This window comes from Rhodococcus sp. NPDC060084, from assembly GCF_042730335.1.
Classification (GTDB): Bacteria; Actinomycetota; Actinomycetes; order Mycobacteriales; family Mycobacteriaceae; genus Rhodococcus.
Genome location: NZ_JBHWWX010000047.1, coordinates 16,880 through 29,212 on the forward strand (window position 1 = coordinate 16,880; position 12,333 = coordinate 29,212).

Here is a 12,333-nt window from a genome sequence, read left to right on the forward strand (position 1 = left end):
TGCTGCCCCCGCCTCGCCGATTCGATTGCTCCCCGCACGGTACATGCGCGGGACCGCAGCGGCTGGTGCTATTCCACCGGCGCTCATCTCGCCGGGGAGAGTGCCGCGCCGACCTCGGCGACGGCGTCGCGCACCATCTGCTCGTACGCATCGAGATCGGGAATCACCCGACTGCCCGCGGCCACACCGATCGTGACCGTCTCTCCGAGTCCGTAGACACCGTGGGTCAACGCCATGGCCGGCGACAGTGCCGGGAATCCGGCGCTGAACACCACCGGCCCACCGGCGAGGGCGAGGTCGGCAGAACCACGGAAGACGCTCGACACCACGGTGTTTCCCGTGACGGTGACGGGACGCGGCGACGCGTACCGAACGATCCCGAACCGCGACAGAGGGGCCGGAACATGCTCGGCTGCCGCGTCGCGCTGCGCGAACAGCGGATCGGTCACTCTCTCACGACGCGCACCCAGATCGGCAGCGATGCGGGCAGCCCGGACACCCAGGTCGGATTCGGTGACGAACAAGTCGACGCCGACATTGCGATAGTTGTTGTTCGCGGAACCCACGGCCCCGACCGCCACGGTGACCTCCACACCTAGCCTGTCCGGCACGCTCTCGCCGCGCGTCTCGAGAAACCTGGACAGCGCCACCGAGATCGCCGTCAATGCGACGACGGTGACGGTATGTCCACCACCGCGGAAGGCAGCGGACCGGAACACCACGGCGCGGACGCTGCGCTCGGTGCCCGGATCGCAGTTGACGCCGACGAGTGGCCGCCCGGCGGCCGGTGCCGGTATCTCACCTGCCGCGGTCGCGGCGTCGAGAGCGCGTGCCGCAGCGGCCGCACGCCGACCCGACCGCGCCAGGCGAACGACCTGCGCGGGAAACCGGGCGGCGGCACGAACGACCATCTCCCACGCGACGGGCCCTCGATCCGGACGCGGGGACGCCGGTGGCTCGTCCGCACCGAACAGCGCCCTGGCCAGGGCGGTGGCCCCACGGCCGTCCGCGAACGCGTGCGAGACCTGCCAGACGACCACCAGGGCGGCACCGTCACACAGGGGCGCGCCGCGCACTCCGGTGAATACGTGCAGGCGCCACGGGCTCACCCGAGCATCGAGCACCGTCGCAACGAGCGCCCCCAGTGCGTTCTGCACGTTCCCCCACGACGGATCGTCGAGCCGGTGCTCGGCGACGAGGTCGTCGCCGAAAGTTCTCGGACACCAATACGGGTAGTCCAGATGCCGGGGAACGTCCCGGACGCGGCACAGCAACTTCCCCATGACGTCGGTACGCCTGCGCACCGCCTCGCGCACCTCGTCCACACCGGCGTCGGTAGCGAAGCAGAAGAGCAGGAACTGATCGTTCGGCATTCGATCGGAGAGCCAGTACATCTGCGCGTCCGCGGGGGTGAGCTGCACCTCGGCAGCGTAATGCCGGGTAGAAATGAAGTCATGAGCGACACCACCACCGACCCGTACCTCTGGCTCGAGGACGTTACGGGCGAGAAGCAGCTCGACTGGGTCCGCGCCCACAACGACCGCACGGTCGACGCCTATACCCGCAGCACCGGTTTCGGCACACTCGAAAGCCGGATCCGCGAAGTTCTCGACACCGACGCTCGCATTCCGTATGCCCGGCGCCGCGGCGAGTACCTCTACAACTACTGGCGCGACGCCACCCATGTGCGCGGGCTGTGGCGACGCACCACGATGGACCAGTACGTACGCGACAACCCGGAGTGGGACGTCCTGGTCGACCTCGATGCCGTGGCCGAAGAGGAAGGCGAGAACTGGGTGTGGTCGGGTGCCCAGGTCCTGCGTCCGGACCAGACGCGCGCGCTCATCAGCCTCTCGCGCGGCGGTGCCGACGCCACGGTCGTTCGCGAGTTCGACCTCGTCACGCGGCAGTTCGTCTCCGGACCGGACAGCTTCGAAGTGCCGGAGGCGAAGACCGACATCGGGTGGATCGATGCCGATACCGTCTATGTGGGAACAGATTTCGGCGAGGGATCACTGACCGACTCCGGATATCCCCGCATCGCCGCGCGCTGGCGGCGCGGAACGCCCCTGGCGGACGTGGACACGGTCTTCGAGGGCGAAGCGGGCGATGTCGCGGTATCCGCGTGGTACGACGACACCCCCGGTTACGAGCGCAGTTTCGTCGATCGTGCTCTCGATTTCTACCGGACCCGGCGGTTCGAACTGACGGCGACCGGCGAACTCGTCGAACTCGAAGTTCCGCACGACGCGCGGGTGAGTGTGTACCGCGATCACCTGCTGATCCGTACCCGCTCCGAATGGCTGGGGCACCCCGCCGGCGCGTTGCTCGCTGCCGACTATCCCTCGTTCCTGTCGGGCTCGCGGGACCTGACGGTGTTGTTCACTCCCGACGAGCACACATCGCTCGAACAGTACGCGTGGACGCAGAACCATCTGCTCGTCGTCACGTTGCGCGATGTGCAGACCCAGATGCGGGTCCTCACCCCCGGCGCCGACGGCTGGTCGGACGAGGAATTGCCCGGGGTGCCGGACGCGACGTCGACATCGATCATCGACGTGGACCCGCTCACCGGCGACGACTTCTTCCTCAATTCGAGCGGCTTCACGATCCCGGCGACACTGCTGTCCGGCACGGTGGGTGGCGGGATCGAGCCGATCAAGTCCGCGCCGTCCTTCTTCGACGCCACCGGCATTTCGGTGGTGCAGCATTTCGCGACATCCGACGACGGCACACAGATTCCGTACTTCGTGGTGGGACGCAATACGGCGAGCCCGTCACCCACCCTGCTGTACGGCTACGGCGGATTCGAGAACTCGATGGTGCCCGCCTACAGCGGAGGTATCGGCCGCGCGTGGCTCGAGAAGGGCTACACGTACGTGATCGCCAACATCCGCGGCGGTGGCGAGTACGGTCCGGGCTGGCACACCCAAGCGCTCAAGGAGAACCGGCACAAAGTCTTCGAGGACTTCGCCGCCGTTGCGAAAGACCTTGTGGCGCGGGGCATCACCACGGCAGAGCAGCTCGGCGCGCAGGGAGGCAGCAACGGCGGACTCCTGATGGGCGTGATGCTCACCCGGTACCCGCAGTTGCTCGGCGCGATCGTGTGCCAGGTGCCGTTGCTCGACATGAAGCGCTACCACCTGCTGCTCGCCGGTGCTTCCTGGATGGCCGAGTACGGCGACCCCGACAAGCCCGAAGAATGGGAGTTCCTCAGCGGATACTCGCCGTACCAGAACACCGACCCGGATGCGACGTACCCGCCGATCCTGGTGACGACCTCCACTCGCGACGATCGCGTCCACCCCGGCCATGCCCGCAAGATGGTCGCCCGCCTCGAGGAGGAGGGTCACGAAGTCTGGTACTACGAGAACATCGAAGGTGGACACGGCGGTGCAGCCGACAATGCGCAGGCGGCATTCAAGTCGGCGCTGACCTTCACGTTTCTGGCGGACAAGCTCACGTGACCTAGCGGTCGCGTAACCACGCGGCGACCTTCGCCGCCGTGTCGGCGTTGTCGCGGATCCAGCCGTTGTGCCCGAGCTTCCGGGGGTTGTGCCACGTCGTGATGTCCGCGGCGGGCAGTTTGCCCAGCAGGTGGCGGGCCGACTCCACCGGCGTCAGCTCGTCGCCCTCGATGGTGATCGACAGGACCGGCAGGGTGAGGCGGGCAAGCCGCTCCTCGTAGTCGATGTCGGCGCCGGCCGGATCGAACCGGCCTCCGCGCGCGAGCCGCGCCCAGTCGGAAATCAGGACGCGGGACTGCCGGCCGAATCCTGCCACGTCGATCCGGTCGCCCGGCCAGAAACCCGCGACACTCGACGTCAACGACATCGCCGCCGAGCCCAGCAGGAGTCCGGGGCGGCGGGCACCGCGGTAGTGCCGGTAATACGGGGTGCCCGCAGCGACGAGAATCAGCCCGCCGAGCCGGCCGCGGATCCGCGACGCGTAGAGCACGCCGAGTTGGCCTCCCATCGAATGCCCGAGCAGATAGGGCGTCGAATCCGGAAAGCGCTCCCGCACCACCTCGAACACGGCGGGCAGATGCACGGCGACAATGTCGTGGTAGCCGTAGGTGCTCTCCGGTCCGGGCCGGGGGCGGCTGTCCCCCTGCCCCGCCAGTTCGCAGATCGCCGCATCGAACCCGTACCCGGTCAGCGCCTCGGCGAACGATTCGTAGTATCCGGCGGGAACGCCGAGTCCCGGCACGATCACGACCACTGCGCGTGACGAATCGCGACGGGATTCGTGCTCGTGATCGGGGCCCGCGAACAACCGCACCGGTGTCGTGGTGCCGTCGGGTAACTGGATCGGTACGGTCTGCACCGGCTCAGACTAGGCCGATCCGGGCTCGTCGTTCGCCGGTTCGGGCGCGACCTCCCGCGTGGCGGGGTCCGGGATGCCGGCGTCGTCGAGCGCCGCCGCGGTGAGCGCTCTTCCCAGAGCGATCATGTCCGCGGCCCTGTGGAAATCGAGACTCCGGCACGCGGTTCGCGGGACCTCGACGAACACGTCCGGCGGATAGGCGGCGAGCTGGAACCGCGACAGGGCCGACTGCATGATGTCGAGCGACCGGTTCATCACCGCAACGCGTCCGAACTTCGGCGTCGGCGCGTCGTGCGTTCCGGTATCCGCCTCGGGGACCGTCGTGTCCGCGAACGAGTCGTCGTTGTCTACGCTGCTCGCGGAGAACCGGTTGACCACCGATCGCACGATGTCGGTTTCGAGCACCGAGGCAGCGCTACGACGGAAACGTCCCATCCATTCCTCGGCAGGCCGCGGTTCCGAACTCGCGTTCTCGGGGGAGTGCGGCCGACCGCCGTCCTCTCCGGCGAGACTGACGCCGATCGTGAGATCAGCGTGCATTCCGACGGTCGGGGCGATCGGCAACGGCGACAGTGTGCCTCCGTCGGTGAGAACCCTGCCGTTGAGCACCACGGGAGTGATGACGCCGGGAATTGCGATCGACGCTCGGATCGCCGCGTCGACGGGACCCCGCTGGAACCACACCGCGCGTCCCGCCGCGAGGTCGGTGGCAACGGCTGTGAACGGGATCGGCAGATCCTCGATCGAGACCTCTCCGAGTATGTCGCGCATCTTCGACAGGATCCGCTCGGCGTGGATGGCGCCGGGAGCCGACACCGACACGTCGAGCAGCCGCACGACATCCATCTGGGACAGGCTCAGCGCCCACTGCGTGTACGGCTCGAGTTTGCCCGCCGCGTAGACACCCCCGACCAGCGCACCCATCGAAGCGCCTGCCACGCCGACGATTTCGAGGCCGCGTTCCTCGATCACCTGGATTGCGCCGATGTGCGCATACCCCCTGGCGCCCCCGCTCCCCAGCGCAAGCGCCGCCCGTGTCCGTCCCGCCATGGACCCGATCGTACGCAGACCCACCCGCATCGCACCCCGGATTCGAACTCGACCCCGAGGTCGAGTTCAGGGTCGAGATGGGGGACGTGCCCGGATGTGTTCGGGTGCATGTCCGGCGCACGATAGACGTGTTCGATTTCGCGGGTCACTCACCATCGGGAGAATTCATGCGCACCAAGGTTATTGCAGCACTCTTTGCCGGCGCGGCGGCCGTCGCTCTCGGAACAGGCACTGCCACAGCACAAACCGTTCCCGTCGTCGTCGGCATGAGCCAGCAGTCGGCGGTCGAGCTTCTCACCGAACGCAACATTCCTCATTCGATCACGAACCGGTCGGGCAATCTGTCGGGTCATTGCGTCGTCACCGAGCAACGCGACAAGGGGAACCGCGTCGAGGTCGACTACGAGTACGACCACGAGGACGGGGCATTCGAGCGCGTCGAAACCGAGGTCTGGCGCGGAATCGGACTCACCGTCGTCTGCCGTTGAGCACTGCCCACGGACGAGTCCTCACTCGAATCCGAACCCTCGCTGCAGCAATGCTTGCCGCAGTCCTTCCCGGTGCCCCAGCGCACCCGGTGCGGCAAAACGACCGAGGACGCGCTCGCTCCAACTGTCCGGCAAGCCCTGGCCCCGGTAGAACTGCGCAATGGCGTCCTCGTACGCGGCTACCCCTTCGTCCTCCGCATCCTGCGCGCCGGACCCGTACTGCTCTCGGTGCAGCACGACGTCCTGACCGAGCCGCGGCTTGACCTCCGGATACTCGGCCGGGTCGGGACGGCCCACCACCAGCCCGACCACGGCGAAACTGTGGTCGGGCAAGGCCAGTTCGGAAGCAAGGTCGGTCGGGTGGTCACGGAGCGCCCCGATGAATACCGTGCCGAGCCCGAGTGATTCCGCGGCGAGTGCGGCGTTCTGCGCGGCCAGGGTCGTGTCGACGATCCCGAGCACTGCCGATTCGAGATAGCCCGCGTTGACGAGGTCTCTGCCACGCCTCGTCGCCAACCGGGCGGCACGCGCCAGATCCGCGACCCACACCAGGAGAAGAGGCGCGTTGCGCACCGACTCCTGGTTGCCGGCGAGTTCCGCTATGCGGCCGAGGCGCTCACGATCGGTCACCGCGATCACACTCCACAACTGCAGGTTGCTGGAACTGGCAGCCGACGAAGCCGCCGCGACGATCGCACGGAGGTGGTCTTCGGACACCTTCTCGGGCAGGAACTTCCGTACCGACCGGTGCTCGAGCTGAACCGCGAGAACGTCGTTCCACAGCAATGGGTCGATGCGCGCGCTTACACGTTCGGCTTCGTCGGCGCCGTAGCGGCGAAGCAAGGCGACGAGACGACGATCGCTGACGGTGTCCATGGACGGGAACTCCTTCTCGAAAACATGACGAACACCGAGTCTGCTCTTCCCGATCACGACCGGTGATACTTGGCCTCATCCTGATCCTGGGTCTCGCTCGCACCCCCGAGAGAAAGATCAGGGTAGAGATCCGGGTTCGTCCCCGATGTGCGGAAGGCTCACAACCGGCACGATCGAATCATGACATTCGAGAACAACACCCCCCGTCCCTTCGCCCGCTCCTCGTCGCAGCGCATGCTCGGTGGCGTCTGCGGAGGCCTCGCCGAATACTTCGGCCTGGACGTCAATCTCGTCCGCGCGGGCGCGGTGCTCGCAGCGTTCGTCACCGGTGGCACGGCAGTGCTTCTCTACCTCGCCCTGTGGATGCTGCTGCCGGAATGAGGGTCGGTGTCGTGGGTATCGCGCACCAGCCGGTCGGCGTTGGCCAGAATCGCTGTACGGAGTGCACGCTCCGGCTCACTGAGCACGCTTCGGCGCGCGACGAGCACGAAATCGAGATGACCGGCATCGGGTAACCGGCGGGTTGCGGACCGAACAGGAACGAGACCCGCCGGTGGGAGCCGGCTCGCATGCAGGACGACACCCAGCCCCGCCAGTGCTGCAGCGCTCAACCCGATGAGACTGTCGGCGACGCATGTCACCCGCGCTCCGTATCCGCACCGCTGGAGCACGTCGAGCGCGATCTCCCGGGTCAGCGACGGGTGGGGATAGGTGACGAGCGGTATCGGTCCCTCCGGGTCCGGCACGAAGCCGGGTGCGCCGAGGAACTCGAGCTTGTCACGGAAGATCAGTTCGCCGTGACGCTCGCCGGGCCGGCGCTTTCCGAACATGAGATCGAGATCGCCGTCCTCCAGGCTGCGGTGCAGGTTCTCACTGAGTCCGACGGTGAGTTCGAAATCCACACGCGGATGCCCCCGCCGGAATTCGGCGAGGATCGCGGGGAGTTCGTGGAGCACCAGATCGTCGGACGCGCCGAACCGCACGCGCCCACTGACGGTGGATTCGGTGAAGTAACGCTGGGCGGCGTGGTGACGCTCGAGGATCTCGCGGGCGAATCCGAGCATCGCGCTCCCGTCGGCGGTCGGCTCGACGGTGTGGGTGTCGCGCACGAACAGCCGACGACCCGCAGTCGCCTCGAGTTTGGCGACGTGCTGACTCACGGTGGATTGCCGCAGGCCCAGGCGCCGCGCCGCCGCCGTGAAACTGCGTTCGCTTTCGACGGCCAGGAAACTACGGAGGTGGACGGGATCGAACACCCCTGCATTCAATCACAATCTGTGATCACAGTGATCGCGGTAATCGGCTTCTCGAATCAGCCCACCATGGCCTAGCGTCGAACCATGCTGGCGAAGATCCCGTTTCTCAATCGACTCGACCCGTTCCTTGTCGGAATCGTGCTGACAGTTGCCGTCGCCGCGGCCCTGCCCGCACACGGCGTCGGGCTCGATGTCTTCACATGGGCATCGAAGATCGCGATCGGCCTTCTCTTCTTCCTGTACGGCGCGCGCCTGTCTACCGCCGAAGCCGTGGCGGGCCTGAGACATTGGCGGCTGCACGCGACCATTCTCGCGGTCACCTTCGTGATCTTCCCGCTCCTCGGCCTTGCTGCCAAGGTCTTCGTTCCGTGGCTGCTCACCGAGCCGCTCTATCTGGGTGTGTTGTACCTGTGCCTGCTGCCCTCGACAGTGCAGTCCTCGATCGCACTGGTCTCCGTTGCGCGCGGCAATATCCCCGGCGCGGTCGTCTCGGCATCTGCCTCGAGCCTGCTCGGAATCCTGTTCACCCCGGCACTCGTGGCGGTGACGATGAGTACGCAAGGAGTGACCTTCAGTTCCGCGGCAGTGCTGGACATCGTTCTCATGTTGCTGGTCCCCTTCGTCGCGGGCCAGGTCATGCGCCGCTGGATCGGGGGCTGGGTCACGGCACACGGCAAGCCCCTCAAGCTCATCGACCGCGGTTCCATTCTGCTCGTCGTCTATGTCGCGTTCAGTCGCGGCATGAACGAGGGCATCTGGACCCAGTTGTCTGTTCTGCGTCTGCTTGCACTCGCCGGAGTGTGCATACTCCTGCTGGCGATCGTGCTGGCGCTCACCTGGTACGCGCCCGCCAAACTCGGATTCTCGTACGAGGACCGGACGGCCATCCTCTTCTGCGGTTCCACCAAGTCGCTCGCCACCGGCCTGCCGATGGCCACGGTTCTGTTTCCCGGAGAACCCATCGGACTGATCATTCTTCCCCTCATGCTGTTTCACCAGATTCAGCTGCTGGTGTGTGCAGCGATCGCCGCCCGACTCGCGAAGCAATCGGCCGAGCCGGCGCTGCAAGGCTGATCAGGCCGGAGGGAACCGGCGGTCCGGCGCTGACGAACGCGCCCACGAACGGAAGAGGCCGTGAGCCCCGAACCTCGGGACTCACGGCCTCATAATCCACTCTTTACAGCGAGCCGGTCAGCAGTACCGGCGCGATCACCAGGATCAGTTCGACGAACTGGCTGATGGCTTCGAAACCACTCGAGATGCTACCCATGTTTCCTCCAGATTCCTGCCGGAGACCTCATGCCCCCGGGCGTCGGATACAGCGACGATCGACGGTCAGGTACAACCAGCGATCGGGTACAGCGGCGATCGGGTTATGTGGCGATCAGCTGATGAACTGCGCGGTCTGCAGGAGCAGCGAGAAGAAGAAGTTGATGATCTCGGTGATCGTTGTGCTACCCATGTGTCCTCCTGGAGACGATGAAACAGATCGGTTGCGGCACAGTAAATTTCGGATCCGAGCGGGTGCCGTGCGGCCAACCATACTGTTCGGTACTTAAAGCGTCAATGGTTTTCGTGGAGAAGTCGTGAGCGCTGATGATTCGCTAATCCACTGTGCATCAACATAATTCGCACAGTAGATCGCGGTGCGCCCATGACAGGTGAGCGCACCCGACCGTGCAAATATCAGCGCGTCTCCATAGCCCTCGCAAGCATGGGCCACGAGTTGTGCAAGTCGTCTTCCCAGTAGCCCCAGGAATGCGTTCCGGTCGGGCGGAACTCGAAAACAGCGGGTATATCCAGCTCTTCGAGCCTGGCTGCGAGACGCCGTGTGCAGTCGTCGACCGCAGCCTCGATCACGCCGCCCATCACCACCTGGTTCAACAGCAGAGCCGGGTCGTTCCCGACCGAACGGGCGCCGAGGTGCTCATGCTTGCCCGGGAGTCCGGTAGCCGAGGAGACATAGAGGTCGATACCTCGCAACTTCTCGGCGTTGACGTACGGGTCGTTCTCGACCCATCCGGGACCGTCGAGCGGGCCCCACATGTTTTCCACATCGGCTCCTCCGCGGCTTTCGACCACGGTCCGGATATAGAGTTGCCCGAGTTCTGTACTCGTTTCGGCACATCCGCTGTAGGCGCCTACCGCCCGGTACAACGTCGGCTTCGCGATGGCGAGGCCCAACACCGACGTCCCCGACATCGACAGCCCCGCGATGGCATTCACACCTGTCGTACCGAAGGCGGCATCGATGACCGGAGGAAGCTCACGCGTGAGGAAGGTGGTCCACTTGTTGCGGCCGAGTACCGGATCGTCCCGTCGCCAGTCGGTGTAGTAGCTGAATGATCCGTCCAGCGGAGTCACGACGTTGACGTTCTTGTCGGCGAAGAATTCGTCGATGTCCGTCTGCTCGTCCCAGGTGGCCACCCCCTGCCCTCCGCCGGCCCCGTTCAGCAGATAGAGCGTGGGGGCGGCGCGACTCGTGTCGGCCGGTGTGCGCACACGAAGCGGCACGACCCGGTCCATCGCCGCGGAGTACACGTGGGCCACCACCGCGCGTTCGTTCTCGACAACGATGTGGGACAGATACGAAACATTCTGTGCGGACGCAATATTCGGCAGCGCGACGAGAACCGTCGCCGCTACCCCCACCACCGCAAGTATCCGCTGGAACAACGCCGAGATCACTCGACCCTCCCTGATGCTTCGTCGACGCACGCGGCGACGCCCGATGACCGCCTCCGAATAGTCCGGAGACGCATCAATAGATACACCACGAGAAGGAGGAATAGTGTGAAACGGACATTCCGGTGGGAGTCAGCCCAGTTTCCGAGGCGTGCACCTGGGGTCCGGCCACATCGGACCCACCCGGTCATCCGTCGACAGCGACGCCAACGACGGATTTTGTCCGCTGCCGCGAACCGCCGTATACGACGAACCGGTCATCACCATCGAAGGTGATGACCGGTTCGTCAAGTGCGCGCACCGGGTCGGTGTCGTCTCAGCTCACCTCGAGTGCGTTCGCAAGCATGGGCCACGAGTTGTGCAGATCGTCTTCCCAATAACCCCAGGAATGCGTTCCCGCCGGACGGAAGTCGAACACAGCGGGAATTTCCAGCTCCTCCAGGCGCGCAGCCAACCGGCGCGTGCAGTTGTCGACCGCCGCCTCGATCACGCCTCCGACAACCACCTGGTTCGCCAGCAGGCCCGGATCGTCGCCGACCCAGGTAGAGCCGAGACGATCATGCTCACCCGGCAGCCCGGTGGCCGAGGAGATGTAGAGATCGATGCCCCGCAACTTCTCGGCGTTGACGAAGGGATCGTTCTGGACCCAACCGGGGCCGCCGTACGGGCCCCACATGTTCTCCGCGTTCGCTTCTCCGCGACTCTCCACCACTGCCCGGACATAAAGTTGCCCGAGTTCGGTGCTCGTTTCGGCACAGCCGCTGTAGGCACCCACCGCTTTGTACAGTGTCGGCTCCGCGATCGCGAGACTCAGAACCGAAGTCCCCGACATCGACAATCCCGCGATCGCATTTGTGCCGGTCGTGCCGAATTCGGCATCGATGATCGGCGGCAGTTCACGAGTGAGGAACGTCGTCCACTTGTTCCGGCCCAGAATCGGGTCGTCCTCGAGCCAATCGGTGTAATAGGTGAACGAGCCGTCCAACGGAGTGACCACGTTGACGTTCTTGTCGGCGAAGAACTCGTCCATGTTCGTCCGCGCATCCCAGGTGGCCACTCCTTGCCCGCCACTGGCGCCGTTGAGCAGATAGAGCGTCGGACTCGGCACGCTCGTGTCCGCCGGCGTGTACACGCGCAGCGCCACTTCACGATCCATCGCTGCGGAGTACACGTGGGCCACCACGACGCGATCGCTCTTGACCTCGACGCGGGACAGATGCGAAACAGGCTCAGCGGAAGCAATGCCCGGTGCTCCGAGGAGAACCAGCACCCCTATCCCTACAGTGGCGATCGCTCGCCGGAACAACGCCGAGATCACTCGACCGACCTCCCGTGTGCTTTCGTCAGCCAAACGGCGACGCTGAGTTACCGCCCTGAATAATCGAGGGCTCTGTCAATTGATACACCATAGACCTCTTAATGGGAATGAATCGGACATCGGGTTCGGGGGTGGGATTTCGGGTCTCGAAGGTCAGGGTCGCGGCCGGAAGGACGGGGCCGGGCCGTGTACGCACCCCGGGCACTCAGCGGCCGCGAGTTACGCAGGTCGTCCGCTCGGTAATCCCGGGAATGCGTTCCTGCCGAACGCATCAGGAACAACGAGGCTCCCCGGACATGCCGCGAGGCCCGAACCCATCGAGATGGGTTCGGGC

11 protein-coding genes are annotated in these 12,333 nt (G+C 65.6%); 4 read left to right on the forward strand and 7 right to left on the reverse strand.

Going from position 1 to position 12,333, the window contains the following annotated elements; translation table 11 throughout:
- Nucleotides 1-83: 83 nt before the first annotated feature.
- Nucleotides 84-1,421 (reverse strand): wax ester/triacylglycerol synthase domain-containing protein, encoded by a 1,338-nt coding sequence (locus ACFWBU_RS18910; protein ID WP_378528974.1) that lies wholly within the window; start codon nucleotides 1,419-1,421, stop codon nucleotides 84-86.
- Nucleotides 1,422-1,454: 33 nt separating this feature from the next.
- Between ACFWBU_RS18910 and ACFWBU_RS18915 the strand changes: the two genes are divergently transcribed.
- Nucleotides 1,455-3,467 carry a prolyl oligopeptidase family protein gene (locus tag ACFWBU_RS18915; protein ID WP_378528975.1) on the forward strand — a complete coding sequence of 671 codons (2,013 nt, stop codon included), beginning with the start codon at nucleotides 1,455-1,457 and terminating at the stop codon, nucleotides 3,465-3,467.
- Nucleotide 3,468: 1 nt separating this feature from the next.
- On the opposite strand, the gene ACFWBU_RS18920 is transcribed toward ACFWBU_RS18915, so the two are convergent.
- Both ACFWBU_RS18920 and ACFWBU_RS18925 read right to left on the reverse strand, forming a co-directional pair.
- Entirely contained in the window at nucleotides 3,469-4,326 is an 858-nt protein-coding gene (locus ACFWBU_RS18920; protein ID WP_169651311.1) for an alpha/beta fold hydrolase, read from the reverse strand.
- A gap of 9 nt (nucleotides 4,327-4,335) precedes the next feature.
- Entirely contained in the window at nucleotides 4,336-5,376 is a 1,041-nt protein-coding gene (locus tag ACFWBU_RS18925) for a patatin-like phospholipase family protein (protein WP_378528976.1), read from the reverse strand.
- Between the two features lie 167 nt (nucleotides 5,377-5,543).
- Between ACFWBU_RS18925 and ACFWBU_RS18930 the strand changes: the two genes are divergently transcribed.
- Nucleotides 5,544-5,864, forward strand: coding sequence for a hypothetical protein (locus ACFWBU_RS18930; RefSeq protein WP_378528977.1), 321 nt, complete (start codon nucleotides 5,544-5,546; stop codon nucleotides 5,862-5,864).
- Nucleotides 5,865-5,885: 21 nt separating this feature from the next.
- Here ACFWBU_RS18930 and ACFWBU_RS18935 read toward each other — a convergent pair whose 3' ends face one another.
- Complete coding sequence (locus tag ACFWBU_RS18935; RefSeq protein WP_378528978.1) at nucleotides 5,886-6,740, reverse strand: nitroreductase family protein; 855 nt, start codon at nucleotides 6,738-6,740, stop codon at nucleotides 5,886-5,888.
- A 180-nt stretch (nucleotides 6,741-6,920) separates the two neighbouring features.
- On the opposite strand from ACFWBU_RS18935, the gene ACFWBU_RS18940 reads away from it, so the two are divergent.
- Nucleotides 6,921-7,121, forward strand: a complete 201-nt coding sequence (locus tag ACFWBU_RS18940; protein WP_169619255.1) for a PspC domain-containing protein — start codon at nucleotides 6,921-6,923, stop codon at nucleotides 7,119-7,121.
- Here the strand turns inward: ACFWBU_RS18940 and ACFWBU_RS18945 are convergent.
- Nucleotides 7,088-7,996 (reverse strand): LysR family transcriptional regulator, encoded by a 909-nt coding sequence (locus ACFWBU_RS18945; RefSeq protein ID WP_378528979.1) that lies wholly within the window; start codon nucleotides 7,994-7,996, stop codon nucleotides 7,088-7,090. The two genes, ACFWBU_RS18940 and ACFWBU_RS18945, sit on opposite strands and share 34 nt — an antisense overlap.
- Before the next feature lie 84 nt (nucleotides 7,997-8,080).
- Here ACFWBU_RS18945 and ACFWBU_RS18950 point away from each other — a divergent pair, with 84 nt between their 5' ends.
- On the forward strand, nucleotides 8,081-9,070 hold the full coding sequence (locus ACFWBU_RS18950) for a bile acid:sodium symporter family protein (RefSeq protein WP_378528980.1): 990 nt from the start codon (nucleotides 8,081-8,083) through the stop codon (nucleotides 9,068-9,070).
- Between the two features lie 612 nt (nucleotides 9,071-9,682).
- Here ACFWBU_RS18950 and ACFWBU_RS18955 read toward each other — a convergent pair.
- Nucleotides 9,683-10,684 (reverse strand): alpha/beta hydrolase family protein, encoded by a 1,002-nt coding sequence (locus ACFWBU_RS18955; RefSeq protein WP_169651314.1) that lies wholly within the window; start codon nucleotides 10,682-10,684, stop codon nucleotides 9,683-9,685.
- Nucleotides 10,685-10,997: 313 nt separating this feature from the next.
- Complete coding sequence (locus tag ACFWBU_RS18960) at nucleotides 10,998-12,032, reverse strand: alpha/beta hydrolase family protein (protein WP_296550284.1); 1,035 nt, start codon at nucleotides 12,030-12,032, stop codon at nucleotides 10,998-11,000.
- Nucleotides 12,033-12,333: the final 301 nt, after the last annotated feature.

What these genes read in the sequence shown, in the direction of transcription:
- ACFWBU_RS18925 (WP_378528976.1), bottom strand. Translation starts at nt 5,376, where the DNA reads ATGGCGGGACGGACACGGGCGGCGCTTGCGCTGGGGAGCGGGGGCGCC.
- ACFWBU_RS18950 (WP_378528980.1), top strand. Translation starts at nt 8,081, where the DNA reads ATGCTGGCGAAGATCCCGTTTCTCAATCGACTCGACCCGTTCCTTGTC.
- ACFWBU_RS18930 (WP_378528977.1), top strand. Translation starts at nt 5,544, where the DNA reads ATGCGCACCAAGGTTATTGCAGCACTCTTTGCCGGCGCGGCGGCCGTC.
- ACFWBU_RS18915 (WP_378528975.1), top strand. Translation starts at nt 1,455, where the DNA reads ATGAGCGACACCACCACCGACCCGTACCTCTGGCTCGAGGACGTTACG.
- ACFWBU_RS18940 (WP_169619255.1), top strand. Translation starts at nt 6,921, where the DNA reads ATGACATTCGAGAACAACACCCCCCGTCCCTTCGCCCGCTCCTCGTCG.
- ACFWBU_RS18935 (WP_378528978.1), bottom strand. Translation starts at nt 6,740, where the DNA reads ATGGACACCGTCAGCGATCGTCGTCTCGTCGCCTTGCTTCGCCGCTAC.